Origin of the sequence: Actinocorallia populi (genome assembly GCF_002995495.1) — a bacterium.
GTDB classification, from domain to species: Bacteria; Actinomycetota; Actinomycetes; order Streptosporangiales; family Streptosporangiaceae; genus Actinocorallia; species Actinocorallia populi.
In genome coordinates this window covers 585698-607216 of the sequence record NZ_PVZV01000004.1, presented here as the reverse complement: position 1 = coordinate 607216, position 21519 = coordinate 585698, and the positions used below count along the sequence as shown (strand labels likewise).

General features: G+C 73.2%; 20 protein-coding genes. 6 read left to right on the top strand and 14 right to left on the bottom strand.

All coding sequences use genetic code 11. The features are described from left to right. Nucleotides 1–244: 244 nt before the first annotated feature. The 9 genes from C2865_RS19570 to C2865_RS39490 all read right to left on the bottom strand — a co-directional run bounded on the left by C2865_RS19570 (nucleotide 245) and on the right by C2865_RS39490 (nucleotide 12244). A complete protein-coding gene (locus tag C2865_RS19570) occupies nucleotides 245–1528 on the bottom strand; it encodes a GGDEF domain-containing protein (RefSeq protein WP_106399911.1) in 1284 nt (427 codons plus the stop codon). 185 nt (nucleotides 1529–1713) lie between these two features. Next, nucleotides 1714–2271, bottom strand: a complete 558-nt coding sequence (locus C2865_RS19565; RefSeq protein ID WP_106399910.1) for a single-stranded DNA-binding protein — start codon at nucleotides 2269–2271, stop codon at nucleotides 1714–1716. A 304-nt stretch (nucleotides 2272–2575) separates the two neighbouring features. Next, a complete protein-coding gene (locus tag C2865_RS40845; RefSeq protein ID WP_232835704.1) occupies nucleotides 2576–5332 on the bottom strand; it encodes a P-loop NTPase family protein in 2757 nt (918 codons plus the stop codon). Then, on the bottom strand, nucleotides 5329–7089 hold the full coding sequence (locus tag C2865_RS19555) for a GTPase family protein (RefSeq protein ID WP_110554882.1): 1761 nt from the start codon (nucleotides 7087–7089) through the stop codon (nucleotides 5329–5331). The genes C2865_RS40845 and C2865_RS19555 overlap by 4 nt, the downstream gene beginning before the upstream one ends. Then, nucleotides 7086–8318 carry a uroporphyrinogen-III C-methyltransferase gene (gene cobA / locus C2865_RS19550; RefSeq protein WP_198653431.1) on the bottom strand — a complete coding sequence of 411 codons (1233 nt, stop codon included), beginning with the start codon at nucleotides 8316–8318 and terminating at the stop codon, nucleotides 7086–7088. Before cobA ends, C2865_RS19555 begins: the two co-directional genes overlap by 4 nt. 90 nt (nucleotides 8319–8408) lie before the next feature. Then, complete coding sequence (gene cobC / locus C2865_RS19545; protein WP_269802731.1) at nucleotides 8409–9446, bottom strand: Rv2231c family histidinol phosphate aminotransferase CobC; 1038 nt, start codon at nucleotides 9444–9446, stop codon at nucleotides 8409–8411. A gap of 2 nt (nucleotides 9447–9448) precedes the next feature. Next, nucleotides 9449–10036: a precorrin-8X methylmutase gene (locus tag C2865_RS19540; RefSeq protein WP_106399909.1), complete on the bottom strand. Its 588-nt coding sequence runs from the start codon at nucleotides 10034–10036 to the stop codon at nucleotides 9449–9451. A gap of 90 nt (nucleotides 10037–10126) precedes the next feature. Then, nucleotides 10127–11047, bottom strand: a complete 921-nt coding sequence (locus C2865_RS41465; RefSeq protein ID WP_269802730.1) for a methyltransferase — start codon at nucleotides 11045–11047, stop codon at nucleotides 10127–10129. A gap of 9 nt (nucleotides 11048–11056) precedes the next feature. Beyond that, the gene (locus C2865_RS39490; protein ID WP_232835703.1) at nucleotides 11057–12244 is read right to left on the bottom strand and encodes a magnesium chelatase ATPase subunit I; all 1188 of its coding nucleotides are present in this window, start codon (nucleotides 12242–12244) and stop codon (nucleotides 11057–11059) included. Nucleotides 12245–12280: 36 nt separating this feature from the next. Between C2865_RS39490 and C2865_RS19520 the strand changes: the two genes are divergently transcribed. Continuing rightward, complete coding sequence (locus C2865_RS19520; protein WP_106399906.1) at nucleotides 12281–13114, top strand: oxygenase MpaB family protein; 834 nt, start codon at nucleotides 12281–12283, stop codon at nucleotides 13112–13114. Here C2865_RS19520 and C2865_RS19515 read toward each other — a convergent pair. Then, nucleotides 13111–13533, bottom strand: a complete 423-nt coding sequence (locus C2865_RS19515) for an ATP-binding protein (RefSeq protein WP_106399905.1) — start codon at nucleotides 13531–13533, stop codon at nucleotides 13111–13113. The genes C2865_RS19520 and C2865_RS19515 overlap by 4 nt on opposite strands. A gap of 170 nt (nucleotides 13534–13703) precedes the next feature. Between C2865_RS19515 and C2865_RS19510 the strand changes: the two genes are divergently transcribed. From C2865_RS19510 to C2865_RS19495, 4 genes are read left to right on the top strand one after another with little or no spacing between them, the layout of a single operon-like run. Then, nucleotides 13704–14534, top strand: a complete 831-nt coding sequence (locus C2865_RS19510; protein WP_106399904.1) for a helix-turn-helix domain-containing protein — start codon at nucleotides 13704–13706, stop codon at nucleotides 14532–14534. 3 nt (nucleotides 14535–14537) lie between these two features. Then, entirely contained in the window at nucleotides 14538–14720 is a 183-nt protein-coding gene (locus C2865_RS19505) for a DUF397 domain-containing protein (RefSeq protein WP_106399903.1), read from the top strand. 48 nt (nucleotides 14721–14768) lie between these two features. Further along, nucleotides 14769–15773 (top strand): LLM class F420-dependent oxidoreductase, encoded by a 1005-nt coding sequence (locus tag C2865_RS19500; protein ID WP_106399902.1) that lies wholly within the window; start codon nucleotides 14769–14771, stop codon nucleotides 15771–15773. Nucleotides 15774–15785: 12 nt separating this feature from the next. After that, on the top strand, nucleotides 15786–16739 hold the full coding sequence (locus C2865_RS19495) for an alpha/beta hydrolase (RefSeq protein ID WP_106399901.1): 954 nt from the start codon (nucleotides 15786–15788) through the stop codon (nucleotides 16737–16739). 3 nt (nucleotides 16740–16742) lie between these two features. Here C2865_RS19495 and C2865_RS19490 read toward each other — a convergent pair whose 3' ends face one another. The 4 genes from C2865_RS19490 to C2865_RS19475 form a co-directional block, all read right to left on the bottom strand. Beyond that, complete coding sequence (locus C2865_RS19490; RefSeq protein ID WP_232835702.1) at nucleotides 16743–18386, bottom strand: serine/threonine-protein kinase; 1644 nt, start codon at nucleotides 18384–18386, stop codon at nucleotides 16743–16745. A 44-nt stretch (nucleotides 18387–18430) separates the two neighbouring features. Next, entirely contained in the window at nucleotides 18431–19393 is a 963-nt protein-coding gene (locus tag C2865_RS19485) for a quinone oxidoreductase family protein (protein ID WP_106399899.1), read from the bottom strand. 31 nt (nucleotides 19394–19424) lie between these two features. Beyond that, entirely contained in the window at nucleotides 19425–20054 is a 630-nt protein-coding gene (locus tag C2865_RS19480) for a TetR family transcriptional regulator (RefSeq protein ID WP_106399898.1), read from the bottom strand. Between the two features lie 90 nt (nucleotides 20055–20144). Beyond that, nucleotides 20145–20828, bottom strand: coding sequence for a DUF4328 domain-containing protein (locus tag C2865_RS19475; protein ID WP_106399897.1), 684 nt, complete (start codon nucleotides 20826–20828; stop codon nucleotides 20145–20147). A gap of 118 nt (nucleotides 20829–20946) precedes the next feature. Between C2865_RS19475 and C2865_RS19470 the strand changes: the two genes are divergently transcribed. Continuing rightward, a complete protein-coding gene (locus C2865_RS19470; protein WP_157963809.1) occupies nucleotides 20947–21516 on the top strand; it encodes a TetR/AcrR family transcriptional regulator in 570 nt (189 codons plus the stop codon). Nucleotides 21517–21519 lie beyond the last annotated feature (3 nt).

The window sequence follows — 21519 nt, the reverse complement described above, 5'->3', positions numbered from 1 at the left end:
GCGCCCCTCCAGCACCACACGAAAGTCCCGCCGCCCTGGCGACGGCACCCTGACCCCCTCGATCTTGGATTCGCGGACGGCGGGCGGGCACGACCGCGACCGGGCTGCTCGACGCGGTAGAAGGCGAGATCAGACGACGGGCGGACACGATCACGACCGGGCTGCTCGATGCGGTAAAGGGCGAGATCAGCGGAGACCGGAAGCCTGGTGAGGGCTTGGCCGGGCGGGCGGCCGGGGCGTCGGGTCAGCTGGACTTGCGGACGGCGGGGAGGCAGACGCGGTCGCGGCCGGACTGCTTGGCGCGGTAGAGGGCCAGGTCGGCGGAGGCGAGGAGTTCGATGAGGTCCTGGCCGTGGGTGCGGTACAGGGCCACGCCGATGGAGATGGTGACCGAGACGGTGGTGTCCTCGGTGGGGACGGCGAGGCGGCGGACGCGGGCGCGGAGGCGTTCGGCGACGCGGCAGGCCTCGACGGTGTCGGCGCCGGGCAGCAGGACGGCGAACTCCTCGCCGCCGAAGCGCCCGACGATGTCGTAGTCCCGCAGCTGGAGGCAGAGGGTGCCGGCGACGCTGGCCAGGACCTGGTCGCCGACCAGGTGGCCGTGGGTGTCGTTGACCCGTTTGAAGTAGTCGATGTCGAGCAGGAGGATGGCCAGCGCCTCGTGGGAGCGTTCGGCGCGGGAGAGTTCGATGTCGGCCTCGCGCTGCCAGGCGCCCGCGTTGAGCAGGCCGGTCTTGGCGTCGGTGCGGGCCGCGGCCTGGAGCTGCTGGTGCATGAGGCTGCGCTGGAGCAGCACCACCGGAGGCAGCACCACCAGCAGGAGGGCCGGCGAGATCACGCAGTTGATCATGATCAGCAGGCCCAGGCACAGCTCGACCACGTCGAGCAGCAGGGTCTCCCTGGTCCACAGTGCGTCCCGCCAGCGGCCCTCGTGCACGGCGCGGATCGCGATGCCGATCAGCACGGTGTTGAGCACGGTGAAGAGCACCGCGCAGCCCAGCGCGGCCAGCAGCATCCGCTGGTCCTCGATCACCCATGCCGAGCCGCCCGCCAGCGGTTCGGCCACCGCCCGGTGGAAGACGAGCGAGGCGGCCAGGCCCGACAGGGCGGTCGCGGAGGTCACCAGGACCCGCCGGTAGGCCAGGGTCCGGCGCACCCGGTAGTGCGACAACAGCTGCAGCGGCAGCGGGATCAGCAGGGCGTAGACCGGCGGCAGCAGCAGCGCCACCGGCAGCCACCAGGCCGACAGCAGGTCACGGGCCACGCCCGCGGGCATGCCCAGGCGGCGCGAGGTCTCGATGCAGACCGCCCCGCACAGGGCGAGCGCCAGGAAGGTCGAGACGTCCCGCAGGCGGTACTCGGTGACGGACAGCTGCCAGACCGCCGACGCCAGATAGGCGATCACCACGATCAGCACATAGGCCACCAGGGGCAGCGGCTGGGCCAGCAGGGAGGACCGGGCGTGTCCGCGCCCCGGCTCGCCCTCATGACGATGCTCGTCGGCGGCTGACTGGTGCACTGCCGTCATGCTTCCCCCACTCGGGCCGCCTATCACGTTAGGTAACACGATAGTTGCAACCTGTGCGTCCCGGGGCGGAAAGCAGTAGCTTTCTTGAGCCCGTCGCATGTGTTCCGGCACACCGTGCGACAACCGGCTCGCCCGGCTCCGCTCCCGGGCGAGAGGTCCCGCCGGCCCGGACCGGCGGGACCCCGTCAGGCGGCCTCCTCCCTGCCTTCTTCCGCCACGTCCTCTTCCTCCTCGGAACCGATCTCGTCCGCTCCCCCGGCCGGGGAGGCGTCCGCTCCCCCGGCCGGGAAGGCAGGGGCGCCGGGCGTCAGGCTCAGGCCCGCGGCGCGGTCGGACAGGGTGGCCGCCTCGGCGCGGTCCTCGATGGTCAGGACGCCGCCCTTGGTGATGCGCTGGAAGACGGCCTTCCCCCGGGTGAGGTCGGGGCCGAGGGCGACCGCCTCCAGCTCGACGGTGAACCGGCGCTCACCGCCCTGCTCGTACTCGCGGACCCGCAACCGCCCGTGCGCGATGATCGGGGTGCCGGGGACCAGGTCCGAGGCGTTGGCGTTCTCCGCCAGCGAGCGCCAGCAGCTCACCGCGAAGAACGTCGGCTCGCAGTCCTCCCACAGCCCACTCCCGCGGTTGAAGCGCCGCGGGGTCACCCCGGCTCGTAAAGACAGGAAGGGCACTCCGCTCCTGGTCACCGTGTAGAGCGGCCGCGCCGCCACCCATCCGACCAGCGTCGTCAACGCCTCGTCCATACGCTCCCCCTCGGAAGCCGGGGGTTCCCCTCGAACCCCGTCCACCACCCAGCCTCCCGCCCCGCCCTCCCCCACGGCCGACCGAACCACATTCTGTGGATTGTCCGGCGCCCATCGGCGACACGCCACCGGCACGTCTTCTCTCCTAGACCACCTGATGCGCCCCACCACACGCTCGGCCGCAGGCGGTGCGACGCCGGGCGGGTGCTCTTCTGTGGATCGTCTGCGGGGCGGCGCGTGTTCTTCGGGGGGCGGGGACGGGGCGGCCCGCCGCCGACGGATCGGGGCGGGCCGGGAGGGTGGGTCAGCGGCGGGCGTCGGCCACGGCGGAGCGGAAGTCGGCGAGGGCGCTGAGCTCGGCCGCGACGGGGGCGAGGACCTTCTCGTCGCCGACTCTGGCTATGCCCTCGCGCATCGTGCTCTTGATCTTCTCGCCGTGCCTGGCGGCCGAGAGGGCGACCATGTTGCGGCAGGCGGCGGCGGTGAGCGCGCCCATGCCGAACAGGCAGGCCGTCAGGATGAGCACCCAGGGCAGGATGCCGGTGTCGCCCAGCAGTTCGGCGGGCGGTTCGGCGAGGCCGAGGGCCCCGTAGACCACCACCAGCGCCGTCCAGAGCACTCCCAGAGCCGCGCAGCCCACCAGCAGCAGCTGCCAGGTCCGCACCAGCCACCACCAGCGGGGCACCTGGTCGAACGAGGGGAGGATCTCCCGCAGGGACTCGCCCAGCGCGTCGGGCAGCTCGGCGGCGTGCGCCCGGGACGCCGCGCGCAGGGCGCGCCGCCACGGGTCGGGGACGTCGGCGGCCACGCCGTCGGTGATGCCGTGCAGCGCGTTGTCCACCTCGCCCTGCTGGGCGCCCATCGGGCCGCTGAAAGCACCGCGCAGCTCGTCGCGGAGCCCGGTCAGCCTGATCATGCGCAGCGGGTCGCGCCGCAGCCGCGCCGCCCAGCGGGCGAACGGCCAGCCGACGTATCCGGCGGCGCGCAGCTCGTAGGCGCTCTCCATCGCCTCGGCCACGGCGGGCGCCCCGGCCGCGACGGTCAGCGCGTCCACCAGGCCCTCGGCCCGCTCCTCGTCGATCTCGACCGGGACGGGACCGCCCTCGGCCAGCTCGGCGAAGCGCTCGACGACCTTGTCCAGGTCGGCTCCGAGCCGTTCGGCGCGGGCGTTCCCGGCGGCGACGGCCGCGGCCAGCACCTCGCGCAGCCCGTCCACGCCGCCCTCGGTGACCGCGGAGGTGGTGATGATGTGCGGCGCGGCCAGGCCCTCGGACTCCAGCAGCCGCCGCAGGTCGCTCACGCAGTCGTCGACCTCCGCGGGCTGGAGCCGGTCGACCTGGTTGAGGACGATCAGCGTGACCGAGGCGTGCTGGGCGAACGGGACGATGTAGTCGCGGTGCAGGGCGGCGTCCGCGTACTTCTGCGGGTCGACGACCCACACCAGGAGGTCGGCGACACCGACGAAGCGGTCCACCTCGGCCCGGTGGACCGCCTGGATCGAGTCGTGGTCGGGCAGGTCGATCAGGACGAGCCCCTCGAGGGAGTTCTCCCCTTCCGCGCCCTTGCGCGCGGGTGCCCCGGCCCGTGCGTACCTGTACTGCTTGTCGATCTCCAGCCAGTCCAGCAGCGGCCCGGCGCCGTCGTGGCCCCAGACGCAGACATGGGCGGAGGACGTCATCGGCCGCCGCATGCCGCTGGGCGACAGCTCCAGCCCGCAGACCGCGTTGAACAGCGACGACTTGCCGCTGCCCGTGCCGCCCGCCAGGGCGACGACGGTGTGCTCGCCGGACAGCCGCATCCGCTCCCCGGCCCGTTCCAGCAGTGCCGCGGCGTCGGCGACCAGCTCCTCGTCCAGCCGGCCCTCGGCCAGCTCCACCAGCCGCCCCAGCGCCGCCAGCCGCGCGCCGAACTCCACGTCCCCGGCCCGTTCCACGGGCTCCGGCTCCGCGGTCTCCTCCGGTTCCGCCACCGGTGCCTCGGGCACCTCGGCGATCTCCAGTTCGTCCTCGGCCGCGTCGTCTTCGACCCCGTCCCGCCGGTCCTCTCCGGCTCCGGCGTCCTCGGGCTCCGCGGGCTTCTCGCCGTCCTCGACCGCTTCCACGGCTTCGACGGGCTCGACGTCATCGTCGTGCTCCGGCCCGACGGCGGCCTCGTCGTCGGCGGCCTTCTCCGCGGCCGCCGCCGCGGAGGCCTCGGCCCGCATCGCCTCCAGCTCGGCCGACCGCGGCACCCGGAACTCCGCGGAGGTCAGCGGGTCGTCCTCGGGATCCCTGGCCCGCCGGGGGCGCGGCACCTCGGCGGCGGCCCCTTCCCGGGCCGCCCGCCATCCGAACTCCCCGCTGGTCAGCGGGTCGTCCCGCTCCTCCTCGCCGGAGCCCCTCTCCCAGAGGTCGGGCGCGGCGAGCAAGCCGTCCCCCGCCACCTCGGAGAAGGACGCCCAGCGGAGGCCCTTCTCGTCGCGGATCTCCTCCTCGGACTCCCGGCCGCGAAAACCGTTCTCCGAAGGCGTGGCGACCGCGTCGAACTCGCCGCTCGTCAACGGGTCCTTCCTCCCCCAGGTGGAGGGCCGGCCCAGCCGGAGGTTCGGCGAGCCGTACGGGTCCTCTCCCGGGAGGGATGAACGGCGAAAGCTCCCGCCGGTCAGCGGGTCTTCCTCGGGCTCGTCCGCGGGGGCGCCGAACTCGCCGCTCGTCAACGGATCGTCCCCCGGCTCGGCGGAGAACCCGCCGCGGAAGGACGAAGGCACATGGCCGCTCGGCGGGGAAGGCGACCGGCGGAAGCCGCCGCTGGTCAGCGGGTCTTCCTCAGTCGTGTCCGTGACGTCCTCCCCGGGCTCTCCGCCGGTCGGCGGGCCGTCCTGGGGGTTGGACGGGAGCGGGCGAAGGCGGAAGGAGGGAGAGGTGAGCGGGTCTTCCTCGGAAGGCGGGCGGCTGCCGTCCGAAGGCGGGGTTTCGGGGTCTCCGCTGGTCAGGGGAGTGTCCTCGGTGGCGGGAGCGGATGTGGCCAGGGCGAGGGGGTCCTCTCCGCGGGGAGGGGTTCCGTCCTCGTTCCGGTGGGTCATCGGGCGACCTCGAGGTTGTACGTGGCCTGGTAGAGGGCGACGGCGAGACTCTCGTCGGGGATGTCGACCTGGTCGATCGCCTGGCTGAAGCGCAGGCTCTCCTCGTCGAGCAGCATGGTGACGCGTTTGCGCAGGTCGGCCTTGGCCTTGGAGCTCATGCCGCGCAGCGACTCGGCGCCGAAGAGGGACTTCAGCAGGCGCTGGGGGACGGCGCTGGTGCCGCCCTCGACGACGACGTCGCTGGTGCCGTAGCCCAGGATGCCGACCATGAGGACGACCGACAGCGCCTCGTCGTCGAAGGAGACGACACGGGCGAGGGAGCGCTTGACCACCCCTTCGGTGCGGATCAGCTCCAGGACGCGGTCCTGCCAGGCGCTGACCGCGCGGGTGATGCGCCGGGGCAGTTCGGGCGAGACGTGGCCGAGCTGGTCGGCGAGGTCGCCGAGCACGAAGCGGCCCGGCGCGTCGGACTGCCAGCGCTGGACCGCCTGCTCGGCGCCCTGCTCGGCGGCGGCCAGGATGAGCGCCTCCAGGGCCGAGCGCAGCGCGGCCTTCAGGGCGTGGACGCGGGGGGCGGAGCGGCGCCGCCGCGCGGAGCCCTTGGGCGCGGTGGCACGGCCGCGCCGCAGGTGCAGGGCGCGCAGGAGGTCGCCCGTGCCGGCGAAGTCCTGCCAGCGGGCGAGCACCTCGCCCTGCAGCAGGGAGCCGTTGCGGGTGGCCTCGTCGAGTTCGGCCAGCGCGGTGGAGTAGGCGGATTCGGCGTCGCGGGCCAGCCTGTCGCGGCGGTCGACCTGCTCCTCGACCCGCTTGGCCAGCTGCGGGATGCGGGTGCGGAAGCTGTCGAGCACCCCGCCGAGCGTCTCGACGATCACCTCGTCGCGGGCCTCGGCGTTCTCGGCGAGCTCCAGCAGCCAGGCGCGGATGCCGGAGATCGTCTCCTCGGGCAGCCGGGAGTCCACGACGGTGGTCTCGGGGATGTCGAATCTGGGCACTTCGCCGAAGTCCCGCTCGGTGAGCATCTCGGTGAAGTGCCCGGCGATCTCCTCGCCGGGCCCCGGCTGCACCCGGGAGAGCACGACGCCGAGGCTGGCACCCTGTTCGCGGGCGCGCTCCAGCATCCGCCACACCTGGGCGTCGGCGTACCGGGCGGCGGTGGTGACGCAGATCCACAGGTCGGCGGCGGCCATGAGCTTGGTCGCGAACTCGTAGTGGTCGTCGAAGAGGGAGTCGAAGTCGGGGCTGTCGAGCAGCGCGAGGCCGCGCGGCACCGCCTCGGTGCGGATGACCACGAGCTGGTCGCCGACGACGGCGTCGGGCGCGGGCCCCTCGACCCGGCCCATGGTCGGCAGCACGCCGGGGGGCCTGCCGTCGGCGCCCATGAACCAGTCGAAGTCCTCGGGGTTGCACACCAGGATGGGGCTGGACGTGGTGGGCCGCAGCACGCCGGTGCCCGAGACGCGGGAGCCCACGAGCGAGTTGACCAGGGTGGACTTGCCTGCGCCGGTGGACCCGCCGAGCACGGCCAGCAGCGGGGTGGCGGCCTGCCTGACCCGCGGCAGGACGTAGTCCTCCAGCTGGTCGCGGATCTCCCTGGCGGCCAGCACCGCCTCGTCCGCGCCCGGTACGTCGAGGGTGAAGCGCAGCGCGTCGATCTGGTCGCGCAGTTCGACGAGGACCCGGCCCAGGGGGGCCGAGGCCTCACCCGGCGCGGACGTGGTCTCGCCGCGCACCGCGCTCTGGTCCGCCGGGGATGTCACGGATCCCGCCCTATATCCGCCGTCAAGTTGCCGATCTCTTCCGCCACGCGCACGACGTCCCCGACGATCACGATCGCCGGTGGCCGCACCCCGCGGGCCGCCATCTCGTCCGCCACGGTGCCGAGCGAGGCGACGAGCGTCCGCTGCCCCGGAAGGGTGCCGTCCTGGACGACCGCTACGGGAGTGTCAGTCGCCCGACCATAGCGCATGAGGGCGTCGGCTATCAGACGCATTCGCTCGACGGCCATCATCAGCACCAGAGTTCCGCCGTTGCGGGCGAGAACCTCCCAGTCGACGGTGGAATCGGCGTGTCCCGGGGGTACGTGCGCGGAGACCACGTGGAACTCCTGCGCCACGCCCCGGTGGGTGACGGGGATGCCCGCGGCGGCGGGCGCGGCGATGGAGCTGGTGATCCCGGGGACGACCGTCACCGGCACGCCGTGGGACGCGCAGTACAGCGCCTCCTCGCCGCCCCGGCCGAAGACGAAGTTGTCGCCGCCCTTGAGCCGGACCACGAACCTGCCGCGCTTGGCGTGTTCGACCAGCAGCTCGTTGATGCGGTCCTGGTGCAGCGCCCGCCCGTAGGGGATCTTGGCGGCGTCGATCACCTCGACGTCCGGGGACAGCTCGTCGAGCAGGTTGCGGGGGCCGAGCCGGTCGGTGACGACCACGTCGGCCTGGGCCAGCAGCCGCCGGCCCTTGACGGTGATCAGGCCGGGGTCGCCGGGGCCGCCGCCGACCAGCGCCACCCCGACGGGCTTGCTCCGGGAGTGGCGGGCGGCGAAGGTGGCGTCGCCCAGCCCCTCGACGACGGCGTCGCGGATGCTCGCGGACCGGCGGGGGTCGCCGCCGCTGAGCACGCCGACGCTGGTCTCGCCGACCTGCCCGGTGGCCGGGGTCCAGGCCGCGGAGGCGTGCGCGTCGTCGGCGCGCACGCACCAGATCCGCGACTCCTCGGCCTCGGCGGCGACGGCGGCGTTGACGGCGGGGTCGTCGGCACAGGCCTGGACCAGCCAGGCGCCTTCGAGGTCGCCGGGGCGGTAGGCCCTGCGGTGCCAGACGAGCTGGTCGAGCAGGTCCTCCAGCGAGGGGGTGATCTCGGGGGTGATCAGTTCGACCACCGCTCCCGCGGCCAGGAGGGTGGGCACCCGCCGTTGGGCGACACGGCCGCCGCCCACGACGACGACCCGGCGCCCTGACAGACGAAGACCCAGAAGATACGGCGGCACCGGAGGGCTATCCCATCTGCAGCAACGGACTCGACAACTGCTGTGACAAAGGTACTCGTCCCGGAAAGCAGGCCCTACCACCAAGGGCTTTCAGCCGGAGATCGTGACGATGTCGGAAGAAACCGACAAGCTGTGAAGTGCCGTGGTGAGCAGCGCGGTGGACGCCGCGTCCCGCACCGCGACCCTGATCCACTCGGGACCCAGCCCGGGGAAGGTGTCGCCGCGGCGGACCGCGATCCCCCGCTCCCGCAGCGCCTCCCTGGTCCCGATGCCGGCCCTGACCAGCAGGAACGAGGCCCTGGCGGCCGGAACCACGTGCAGGCCCAGAGCGCGCAGCCCCTCTTCGAGCCGGGTCCGCTCGAGCGCCAGCTCCCCCGCCCAGGCGTCCGCCTCGGCGAGCGCCCGGTCCGTCGCGGTCGCCTCGATCGCCGCCAGCGCCGGGGTGGAGACCGCCCACAGCGGCTGGGCCCGCTCCAGCTCGGCGACGAGCCCCGCGGGCCCCAGCACGTAACCGGCCCGCAGCCCGGCCAGCCCCCACGTCTTGGTCAGGCTGCGCAGCACCACCAGGCGCGCGTCGTGCGCCAGGCTCTCCGGCTCGCCCGGCACGCAGTCCATGAACGCCTCGTCGACGACGACCGTCCGCCCCTCGCGCAGCAGCGCGCGCAGCTCCTCCGCCGGATGCAGCACGGACGTCGGGTTCGTCGGGTTCCCGATCATGACGAGGTCGGCGTCCTCGGGCACCGCGCTCGCCGTGAACCGGAAGTCCCCGTCCAGGACCACCCTGTCCACCTCGTGCCCGGCCGCGCGCAGCGCCGCCTCCGGCTCGGTGAACTGCGGGTGGACGACCACCGCGCGGCGCGGGCGCAGCACCCGCGCCAGCAGCACGAACGCCTCGGCCGCGCCCGAGGTGAGCAGCACCTCAGCCACCGGACGCCCGTGCCTGCGCGCCACGGCCGCGCGGGCGCGCCGCTGGTCGGGGTAGGCGGCGAGGTCGGCGACGGACGCGCGGACCAGCTCCGCCAGCCACTCCGGCGGGGTCCCGGCCCGGACGTTGACCGCGAAGTCCACCATGCCCGCGCCGACTTCGGCGTCGCCGTGGTGACCGAGATCGTGCCGTACGAGGTCCACGGTCAGCCCTGGTAGTACAGCAGTGCGTTCACGGCCGCCGCGGCCACCGTCGCGCCGCCCTTCTCGCTGATGTTGCTCACCTGCGGCAGGCCGCTGCCGCGCAGCTTGGCCTTGGCCTCGCCGGCGCCCACGAAGCCCACCGGCAGCCCCACCACCAGGCTGGGCCGCACCCCTCGCAGGAGGATCTCCTCCAGCGCGCTGGCGGCGCTGCCGACCGCCCAGACCGCGCCGGGCCCCACCTCGGAGTAGGCCAGCCGGACCGCCGCGGCCGACCGGGTGATCCCGGCGGCCTTGGCCATGCGCACCGCGGCGGGGTCGTCGATCGGGCAGACCACGGGCCGCTCGGTGATCCCGGCCGCCACCAGGGGCACGTCGGCGACGATCGGCGCGCCCGCCCGCAGCGCCTCCAGGCCCTGGCGCAGGTAGCGCTCGTCGGTCACCAGGTCGACCGCGTACTCGAGGTCGGCGCTGGCGTGGACGACCCGTTCGGTGACCGCCCGCCACAGCGGGGGCATCGGCGACAGGTCCACGCGGGAGCGCAGGATCTCATACGAAGCGACCTCGATCGGGTGAGGTTGCCGCACGTTCATCCCTGTCTCCTCCTCCACCGGACCCACCGGACCCACCGGCGCCCCACCGGATGTCCGTTAGGCCGGGATCATCCGGAGACGCACGCTCGGTCAGCGTATCGTCCCCGAGACGACGAGGACCGCGCCCGGCTCCGCCGCCTCCTCCGCGGCGGCGGAGAGCCGCACGGCCTCCACCAGGTAGCCCCCGTCTCGCAGCGCCTCCCGTACCGCACCCAGCCTCTGCGGACCATCCAGGACCGTCACGATCGACCGCGGGGACCGGCGCGCGCACTCCGCGACCACCCCGGGGCCTCCCCCGCCGACGAAGACCGCGTCCGGATCCGGCAGATGGGCCAGGACCTGGGGCGCCTCGCCCCGGGCGACGGCCAGCCTCGTCCCGTGCGCCCGGACGTTGCGGCGCACCAGCTCGCAGGCCGCCTCGTCCCGGTCGACCGCGACCACCGCCGCGCCCAGCCGGGCGCACTCGACGCCGACCGCGCCGCCGCCCGAGCCGATGTCCCAGACGAGGTCGCCGAGCCCAGGCCCCAGCCTCGCCAGCACCAGCGCCCTGGCCCCCGCGTCCAGGACCCGACCGCGACTTTGGAACCCCTCCTCCGGCAGCGCCCAGCCGACGGGCCCCGGACGCCCCGAGACGAGCCAGCCCGACGGCGCCCCCCGCCACCGCGGATCATGGACGATCACCACCTGCGGCCGCCGCCAGGGCCGGGTCGTCGCCTCCGCCGGACGCACGTGCACCACCTTCTCGTCCGGCCCGCCGAGGTCCTCGCAGACGACGAACGAGCGCGGCGTCTGCGGATGCAGCTCACGCCCCAGCTCCGCCGGACCCGCCCCGGGCCCCGCCAGCACCGCCACCTTCGGATGCGCGCGGCACACGTTGACCGCCCGCCGGAACCCCCCCTCGCGCGCCGACACGACGACGGCACCCGCCCCGTCCAGACCCGCCCCGGCGAAAGCCCGCGCGACCAGCCCGAAGACGTCCTCTTCCAGATCCTCGCCCATGACGGTTCCCACACCTCGAAGCTAAGCGACCTGCCCGGTCCCGAGTGGCCCTTCGACGGAATCGGCCTCGTCCGGACCCGGTCCGCCTCCCTCGGGAGACCCGCCCTTCCGCTCTCCGCCGAAGGGGTGGCGGCCGAGGATCTCGTCTATGGTCGCGTCGAGGGCCTCCTCGGCAGGCCGCTCACCGTCCTCGAAGGGGTCATCGTCCGGGTGGTCGCCGCTGTAGTGGTCGATCTCCTTCCAACGGTGCGGCAGAGCCAGCCTGGCCGCCCTGGCGACATCCTCGCGGACCACTTCGGACCGGCCGTTCCAGGCGGCCAGGGCGATCGCCGTGCGCGCCGTGACCAGGTCGGCGCGCAGTCCTTCCAGGGCGAATCCGGTGCACACCCCGACGACGGCCCGCAGTGCGCCGTCGCCCAGAACGACATCCGGCAGCAGGGCGCGGGCCACCGCGATCCTGGCGCTCAGCTCGGCCTCGGCTCCCGCGAAGGAGGCGGCGAACCCCGCGGGGTCGCGCTCGTAGTCCAGTCTGCGCCGCACCGCCTCGGCCCGCTCCCTCGGATCGTGGATGGCGACCGCCTTCGCCGCCAGCCCGAACCTGTCGCACAGCCACGCGTCCCGTCCCATCCGCCACGGACCGCCCGTACCGACCAGCAGGAACTCGGAGAAGTGGCGGAGAGACAGCCCGCGGCGCTCGACGCGTACCCTGCCCGTCACGGCGGCTTCCAGAAGCAGGACCGCCGCGGGTCCGCAGGGCAGATCCACGTCCTCGACGTACAGCACGCCGCGATGGGCGGCGGCCAGCAGCCCCGGCTCGTAGGCCCCGTCCTCGTTGAGGACGCCGGTCAGCTGTTCCTCCGTCACCCCGGCGGGCAGCTCGACCAGCCTGGTGGGGCGCAGGACGGCGCTGCGGTCGTGCGGCCCGTTCAGGCACTCGGGGTCGGGGGCCGCGGGGTCGCAGGAGAAGAGGCAGCCGGGCGCCACCGGAACCGGCGGCAGCAGGCCGACCAGCCCGCGGACGAGGGTGGACTTGGCGGTCCCGGTCTCCCCCTGGACGAGCACTCCGCCGATGGACGGGGAGACCGCGTTGACGAGCAGGGCGAGCTTCAGGTCTTCCAGGCCGACGACGGCGGAGAAGGGGTAAGGGGGCAGCACCCGATCATTCCACACCCTCTTCACCTCGGGACGGAAGCCGCCTACCATGGCCATAAGCGCTCACTTATCACCCCCCGTGAGGAGAGCGGCATGCGGGAATCCCTGCCGTTCCGGCCCGGCGACGTCTCGTGGAAGGTGGGCCACGAGCCCGTCCTGGCGCTGGCCGCCGCGCCGACCCTGCTGCTGCAGGTCTGCCATCCCCTGGTCGCCGCCGGGGTCGCCCGGTACTCCGACTTCGCCTCCGATCCGTTCGCCCGGTTGTGGCGGACCCTGGACATCCAGCTCAAGCTCTCCTACGGGCGTCCCGAGGTGTCGGCGCGCCAGTCGGAGCTGCTGCACCGCATCCACCAGAGGGTGCAGGGCGTCTCCGAGGAGGGCGTTCCGTACCGGGCCCTCGATCCGGAGCTGCTGCTGTGGGTGTGGGCGACGCTCGTCCACGGCCAGCTCACCGTCTACGAGCTGACCTTCGGCGTCCTCTCCAAGGCCGACCGCGAGACCTTCTACCGGGAGCAGCAGCTGGTCGCCCACGCCTGCGGAGTCCCCGAGGGCGCCTGCCCGCCGGACTTCGCCGCCTTCCGGCGCTACTTCGCGCGGATGCTGGAGGAGGAGCTGGAGGTGACCGAGACGGCCCGCCAGGTCGTCTCGCTCGGCAACGACCTGCCTCGGCTGCCGCCCGCGCTGGGCGCCGCCTACAGCCGGTTCAACCTGCTGGCGGCGGGCGCGATGCTGCCCCGGCGGCTGCGGGAGGGGCTCGGCATCCCCTGGAGCCCGCGCCGGGACCGGCTGTTCCGCATGATGCTCCTCGCGGGCCGCGCCGGCGCGCTGGTCGTGCCCGGCGCCGTGCGGGGACGCCCGGTGGACGCCCTGGTCGACCGGGAGCGCCCGCTGCGGCTGTTCGCCGTCCGGCGCGCCCGCGCCGCCTAACGGTCGCAGGTGAACCAGACCGCTTTGCCGCGCACGCGGGGGTCGAGTCGGGCGTGCGCGGCATCGGTCCCCCACCGGCCCCCGCTGAGCTCGGCGACGATGCTCAGCCCTCGGCCGAAGTCGCCCCGCTCCAGGGCCGGCGGAAGCTTGCGGGTGGGCAGTCCGTCGAAGACGGCACAGGAGAACGTGTCGGCGTCGAAGCAGTAGACCCACAGTTCGTGCGGTGGATGGGCGGCCGCGTGCTGGTGGGCGTTGGTCGCCAGTTCGCTGATCATCAGCATGGCGTCCGCGACGGTGTCCCGCGGCACCTCCAGCACCGCCAGCGCCTCGCGCACCAGCGTGCGGGCGAGCCGCGGACCGGTCGCATCGGTGGGCAGAGACCAGGTCCAGGTTCTTCCCAGGTCTATCGCGAGCTCCACAGCCGCCCTTTCGCCAGCGACACCACACCCACGGCCGTCTCGGCCGGTCACAGCCGGTTCCCAGGCCGATACCGCAAAGCGTGTCGTGGGAATCTCACCGGCGCAACTGAGTTGCCGAAGATTCTTGGTTTCTTCTGTACTGACGCATGACTCGGCAGCAAACTCGTCCTATGACTTACCGTCCCACCGTACGAGGCCGCCGGCTGGCACGCGAGCTGCGTCGCCTGCGTGAACGCCAGCGCCTGACCCTGCAAGACGTCGCCGACCGGCTCGGCTGGTCCCGCGCCACCGTGTCCCGGCTGGAGACCGGGCAGACCCGCCCGCGTGACGTGGCCGAGCTCCTCGACCTCTACGGGGTGACCAGCCCCGAACGCGACGCGCTGCTCACCCTCTCCCGGGAGGCCCGCCAGATGGGCTGGTGGACCGCCTACGTCGACGTCTTCAGCGGTTCCTACGTGGGCCTGGAGGACGAGTCCTCGGAGATCCGCACCTGGGACGCCCAGCTCGTGCACGGGCTGCTGCAGACCGAGGACTACGCCCGCGCAGTGATCACCGCGGGCCGCTTCCTGCCCAGCCAGGCGGACGTCGACCGGCGCATCCTCGCCCGCAAGCAGCGCCAGGCGCTGCTGGACCGCCCCGACGCGCCGCACCTGCACGTCATCCTCGACGAGGCGGCGGTGCTCCGGCCGATCGGCGGCCCCTCGGTGATGCGCGACCAGCTGGCGGCGCTGGTGGGCGCGGCGGACCGCGAGAACGTCACCCTGCAGGTCCTGCCGCTGGCCGGCGGGGCTCACGCGGGGCTTGACGGCCGGTTCACGATCCTGTCGTTCCCCGACCCGGCGGACCCCGATATCGCCTATGTGGAAGGCACGATGGGCGACGTGTACATCGAGAGCGCAGAGGCAATAACTCAGCATAGGAACCGGTTTGAGCGCATCGTCGAGGAGTCGCTCTCCCCGGAGGAGTCCATCCGGCTGATCGCCGAGGCGGCGAAGGAGTAGTCCGTGGTCGATCTCATCTGGCGCAAGTCCTCTCACAGCGGATCCGGAGACCAGTGCGTGGAGGTCGCCGCCCTCCCCGGAGGGGGGCGGGCGATCCGCGACTCCAAGCACCCGGGACTGCCGTCCCTGACCCTGAGCAGCGTCAGTTTCGCCAACTTCGTCCAGGGGGTCTTCCTCACGAACTAGAACGTGTTCTAATCTCCAGGTGACCGCAGACCTGGAGGTTGGGGACTCGTGAAACTCGGGATCAACATCGGCTACTGGCAGCGCGACCCGGAGGACGCCACCGAGACGGTGCTGGCCGCCGAACGGCAGGGCTACGACTCGGTCTTCACCGCCGAGGCCTACGGGTCCGACGCCTTCACCACGCTGGCCTGGTACGGGGCGCGCACCTCGCGGATCAAGCTGGGCACGGCCGTCGTGCAGATGTCGGCCCGCACCCCCGCCGCGACCGCGATGCACGCCCTCACCCTGGACGCGCTGTCGGGCGGGCGGCTGATCCTGGGGCTCGGCGCGTCCGGGCCCCAGGTCGTCGAGGGCTGGTACGGCGTGCCCTTCCCCAAGCCGCTGGCCCGCACCCGCGAGTACCTCGACATCGTGCGCAAGGTCTGGGCGCGGCGGGAGCCCGTCACGAACGACGGACCGCACTACCCGCTGCCCTACCCGGGCGGCGCGGGCCTGGGCAAGCCGCTGAAGTCCATCACCCGCCCCCTGCGGCCGGAGATCCCGGTCTACCTGGGCGCCGAGGGGCCCAAGAACATCGCGCTCGCCGCCGAGCTCGCCGACGGCTGGCTGCCCCTGTTCGTCGACCCGCAGCAGATCGACTCCCTCTTCGGCGGCTCGCTGGCCGCGCGCCGCCCCGGCTTCGAGATCACCGCGACCGTCACCACCGTGGTGGCCCCGCTGGAGCAGGCGCTGGCCTGGGCGAAGGTCCCGCTGGCCTTCTACATCGGCGGCATGGGCGCCAAGGACAAGAACTTCCACCTCGACCTCATCGGCAGGCTCGGCTACGCCGAGGAGGCCGAGCGCGTGCAGAAGCTGTTCCTGGAGGGCCGCCGCGACGAGGCGATCAACGCCGTGCCCGACGAGCTGGCCGACTCCATCTCCCTGCTCGGGCCGCTGGAGCGCATCAAGGAGCGGCTGGAGCTGTGGAAGGCCAGCCCCGTCACCACCCTGCTGATCGCCGGGGTCAAGGACGAGCCCACCCTGCGGGCCCTGCGCGAACTGGTCGACGCGTGATGGCGTGATGGAATGAGCCGCATGGAGGACGTGCTGGGGCCGGACTACGAGGCCGTCGAGATCCCGCTGGGCCACGACCGCGAGGGCGCCGTCAGCGCCACCCTGGTCAGCCGCCGGGGCCCCGGGCCGACGGGGCGGGCGGTGCTGTACGTGCACGGGTTCGTCGACTACTTCTTCCAGACCCACCTCGCGGACTTCTACGTGGCGCAGGGCTTCGACTTCTACGCCCTGGACCTGCGCAAGTACGGGCGCTCCCTGCGCCCGTACCAGACGCCCAACATGATCGACAGCCTCAGCGACCACTTCGCCGAGCTCGACGAGGCGGTGCGGATCATCCGGGAGGACCACGATGTCCTGCTGGTCAACGGGCACTCCACCGGCGGCCTGATCACCGCGCTGTGGGCCGACCGGGTCAAGGGCCGGGGGCTGGTGCAGGGACTGTTCCTCAACAGCCCCTTCTTCGACCTCAACGAGTCCGCGCCCAACCGGATCGCCGGGACGGGCCTGGCACGGGCGCTGCGCGGGATCCGGCCGCAGGCGGTGCTGCCCGCCGGGCTCTCGCCCGTCTACGTGACGACGATCCACCGCGACCACCAGGGCGAGTGGGACTTCGACCTCCGGCTCAAGCCGCTGGAGGGCTTCCCCGTGCGGGCCGGCTGGCTGGCCGCGGTCCGGCGCGGGCAGAAGCGGCTGCACGCCGGGCTGGCGGTCGACGTGCCGGTCCTGGTGATGTGCTCGGCCCGCACGGTGCCGGCCGAGCCCGCCGGCGACGGCATCACCGGCTCCGACATCGTGCTGGACGTCGAGCACATCGCCCGGTGGTCGCCCAAGGTCGGGGCGCACCTGACGCTGGTGCGGATCGAGGGCGCCCTGCACGACGTCGTGCTGTCGGCGCGGCCCGCCCGGGAGCGGGCCTTCGCCGAGCTGTCCCGCTGGATCGGCGCCCACCTGCCCGCGAAGGGCTGAGCCTCAGCGGATCTCGGCGATCTGGAAGTCGTCGAAGTCCGCGGTCAGGCCCTTGCCGTCCCAGGCGGTCTGCTCGATGAGCAGCCCGGCGGTCCCCTCGGTCAGCGCCCCGTCGGCGTCGGTCTCCTCCAGGGCGGGCGTTCCGTTGATCCACAACCGCAGCCGGGTCGCCGTGCCCTGCTTCTCGCAGGCGATCTGCAACCTGTTCGCCTTACCGGGAGAGAAGCCCGCCGCCTCCTTCCGGCTGCCGATCTCGGCGTTGCCGCGGTCCTTGGTCACCCGCCGCACGACGACGCCCTGGCCGTCCGCGCGGACGAGGAAGCGGTACCCCTCCTTGTGGGACTCGGGACCGAAGCAGGACAGCCCCGCCGACGCGCTGGGCGTCCCGCTCATCGTGACCGTCACCGAGACCAGGGCCCGGGAGGGGATCCGCCATTCCTTCCTGTCGTTCTTGTAGGGGGAGCCGACCTCGTCGCTCAGCGAGTACTCGCTCGTGACGACCAGCCGGTAGCGGCCCTGGAAGTAGCCGTAGTTGGACACGCCGGGTATGAAGTTGTTGCCCGTCCAGCCCGTGCCCGTGTCGGCGAAGGCGTCGTCGAAGACGGTGGCGGCCTCCGGCGGGCCGTCCTCGCCCGACATGTAGACGAACGTGGTGCCGACCAGCGTCGCCGCCACCGCCACGCCCGCGCCGATCAGCAGGTGCCTGCGGTTGCCGGGGACGCGGCGGCGGCTCCCCCCGTTCTCGCTCCGCATGGCCGCGGTCGTCTCGACGGGCGGCGGAGGGGGCGCGTGGGTGAAGCCGCGCTCGGGGCTGAAGGGCGACTCGGACTGCACGGTCCGCGCGACCTGCGCCACGTCCACCCTGGTCTGGCCGGTGAGCTGGTCCAGCAGCTGCTGGGCGGTGGGCCGGGCCTGCGGGTCGGGCGCCAGCGCGGTCTCGACGAGCTTGCGCACGCCCTCGTCCAGGCCCTCCAGGTTCGGGGTGCCCTGGGTGACCTGGTAGAGGATGGCCGGGATGTTGGCCGCGGAGAACGGGGCGACGCCCGTCCCGGCGAACGCCACCACGCAGCCCCAGGCCCAGATGTCGGCAGCGGGCGTGGCGCCCTCGCCGCGGATGACCTCCGGCGCCATGTAGGCGGGGGTGCCCACGAACGTGCCGGTGCGGGTGGCGGCGGCCACGGTGTCCAGGGCGCGGGCGATGCCGAAGTCGATCACCCGGGGGCCGACCGGGGACAGCAGCACGTTGGCCGGCTTGAGGTCGCGGTGCACGATGCCTGCGCCGTGGATGGCGGCCAGCGCGGTGGCCACCCCCACCGCCAGGTGCTCCAGGCTGGAGCCGCGCATGGGCCCCGAGGCCTGGATGTGCTCGTCCAGGGTGGGGCCCTGCACGTACTCGGTGACCACGTACAGCGGGTCGTTCTCCAGGTCCGCGTCGAGCACGCTGGCCGTGCAGAAGCGGCGGACCCGCTGTGCGGCGACCACCTCCCGCCGGAACCGTTCGCGGAAGACGGGCTCGTCGGCGAGCTCAGCGTTGATGACCTTGAGCGCGACCTGCCTGCCCTCGCCGTCCTGGGCGAGGTAGACGGTGCCCATGCCACCGCGGCCAAGCCGGTTCATCAGCCGGTAAGGGCCGATGTTCTGTTCCATCGGGGGCTCCTCGGAGGGGACGAGTTCGCCCATTCTGGCGTAGTTCAGGGGATCAACAACAACTTCCCCGTGGTGCGGCGGCCCTCCAGGTCCTCGTGCGCCCGCCTGGCCTCGGACAACGGGTACCTGCCCCCCACGTGAACGTTCAGGCGGCCCGCCGCCAGCCAGCCGAAGACGTCCTCGGCACGGGTGCGCAGCTCCTCGGTGGTGGCCACGTGGTGGGCCAGGGTCGGCCGGGTGAGGAAGAGGGAGCCGAGCCCGGCCAGCCGGATCGGGTCGAACGGCGGGACCGGGCCGCTGGCCGCCCCGTACAGGGCGAGCAGGCCCCGCGGGTGCAGGGAGGCGAGGCTGCCCTCGAAGGTGGCGGCGCCGACCCCGTCGTAGACCACCGGCACGCCCCGTCCCCCGGTGAGGTCCTTGACCCGGCGGGCGAAGTCCTCGTAGCCGACGACCTCCTCGGCCCCGGCCTCCCGGGCGAGCCGCTCCTTGCGCGGGGTGGAGACCGTGCCGATCACCCGCCCGCCCAGCAGCTTGACCAGCTGGGTGAGCAGCAGCCCCATGCCGCCGGCCGCGGCGTGCACCAGGACGGTGTCGCCCGGCTGCACCGCGTAGGTGGAGTGGGTGAGGTAGTGGGCGGTCAGGCCCTGCAGCAGGACCGAGGCGGCCGCCTCCGGATCGACGTCCGCCGGCACCGGCACGGCGCGGCCCTCGTCCACCAGCGCCTTCTCGGCGTAGCCGCCGACCGCGTCGGCCGTGGCCACCACGTCGCCGGGCCGGAAGGCGGTCACGCCCTCGCCCACCGCCTCGACCTCGCCGGCGATCTCGACACCGGGCGTGAACGGCGGGTGGGTCTCGTAGCGGCCGGTGCGGTGGTAGGTGTCGATGTAGTTGACGCCCGCGGCGGCCACCCTGACCAGCAGCCGTCCCGGACCGGGAACCGGCTCGGGCAGGTCAGCGGGGACCAGGACCTCGGGTCCCCCGTGCTTCTCGGCGACGATCGCGCGCATCGTTCCTCCAGGCTCTCGGGTCTCCCCCGTCTCAGCCGGAGGAGCACGTCCAATCTTCCCGGAGCGCTCCCAGGGCGAGCGTCACCGACTCCTCGACACGCTTGGCCACCTCGGCCGGTTCGAGGACCCGGCGGCACGCGCAGTCCTCGAACCCCACCCGCAGGGCGCCCAGGTAGATCGAGGCGAGCAGGCGGGGCCGCAGGTCGTCGCGGTCGGCGCCCATGCGGCGGGCCAGCTCGGCGGCGAGCCGGCCCGAGGTCTCGGCGTGCCGGGTCAGGTAGGCCGCGACGACGCAGGAGTTGCCCTCCAGGACCCGGTGCAGCCGCCGCATCCGCGCCAGCTGGGCGGGATCTCCCAGCTCCAGCAGCTCCAGCAGCTCGCGCACCGCGGCCAGCAGGGCCCGCAGCACCGGCTCCCCCTCGGGGCGCGCCCGCACCCGCTCGACCAGATGGGAGTCCGAGCCCGTGATGAGGCCGGTGACCACGTCCTCCTTGGTGGCGAAGTACCGGAAGAACGTGCGCTGCGAGACGTCGGCCGCCGCGGCGATCTCGTCGATGGTGGTGTTCTCGTAGCCGCGGTCGAGGAAGAGCTCGAGGGCGGCGTCGACGAGCGCCAGTCTGGTGCGCTGCTTCTTGATCTCGCGCAGCCCGCCCACCGCCATGATCACTTCCTCTCACCGGACGGCCCGGCCACGGGCCGGACCAGGATATCCGTCGCTCTTCCGTTCCGGCCGGTCCCCGCTCCGCCGCCGTCAGTCCAGGACGGTGGAGAGCTGCAGCCGGGTCACCTGGAAGACGACCGCCATGCAGAGGGTCGCGGCCAGGGCGAGGCCGGCCGCCGCGGCCACCCCCGTCTCCACCGCGAACCGGGCGTCGGCCAGCGTGTTCGCGCCCATGCCGGGGAAGGTGCGGGCCAGCGCCGCGCCGCCCAGCAGGCTCCCCCACCAGGCCGTCACGACCAGCAGGACGCCGTGCCGCCGCGCCATGCGGTACCGGCCGGTGGAGACCCACACGTCGTGCACGATCCGGGGCGGCATCCACAGGTTGGCGACCGGCACGAACCAGGAGCCGACCGTCCAGACCCTGCGGTGCCGCAGCGGGCCGGGCGCCTGGGCGTGGGCCTGCCACAACCAGGCGATGAAGAGCACCCCGGTGACCACGGCGAGCACCGCGGAGATCAGGAAGACGTCGCCGTAGGCGGCCAGCACCGGCCCGGCGGACGCCTCGTCGTAGCCGAAGACGGTCTGATCGTTCAGCCCGGCCAGCAGTCGCAGCATGCTCACCGCCGAGCCCAGCGCCAGGAAGGCGTTGAATCCCAGCAGCGTGAAAAGCCCGATGGCCAGCGCCCGGAAGTCCCGCCGGTGCGACCAGGCGCCGCAGGCGGGACAGCGGACGGAGACCGTGGGGATGATGTCCCCGCACAGCCCACAGGGCATGGTCGCCTCCCGGCAGAGCCTCCAGAACTTCGCCTTTCCCCGCAGTGTACGTACTGCTGACCGGCACTTTGTGTGTCGGATACGCCACGCGGAGACTCGGCCGGGAAACCTACGTGTCATGCCCCGAGACAGCGCAGACGACACCCTCCCCTCCCGCGTCCCCGACCCAAGGCGCACCCAGATCCTCGACGCCGCCCGCCGCTGCTTCATCCGCAACGGCTTCCACGCCACCTCGATGCGGGACGTGACCGCCGAGGCCAGGGTCTCCTTCACCGGGGTGACCCGCTACTTCCGCGGCAGGGACGAGGTGATCGACGCGTTCGCCGACGAGACCGAGGCCGAGGTGCACCGGGTCTTCTCCGCCGCCTTCGGCCGGATGCCCACGCCGGTGGAGGCCTTCCCGCACGTCGAGCAGGGCTTCCCCGGCCTGGCCGTGAAGGTGTGGAGCGCCGCGCTGCGCGCCTCGGTGCTGGACGAGCGGGAGGACCGCACCGCGGCGGAGTTCACCAAGGCGCTGCTGTGGTACGTCGAGCTCTACCAGCGCACCGGCCTGATCACCCGGGACATGCCGGCCCTCAACGTGATCCGCACCCTGGTCGCGCTGGTCCACGGCTACATGGTCCAGCGCACCCTCTTCGGCGACGTCGACACCCGCGCCTTCCGGGAGGGGCTGCGCGGCCTGCGCTAGCCC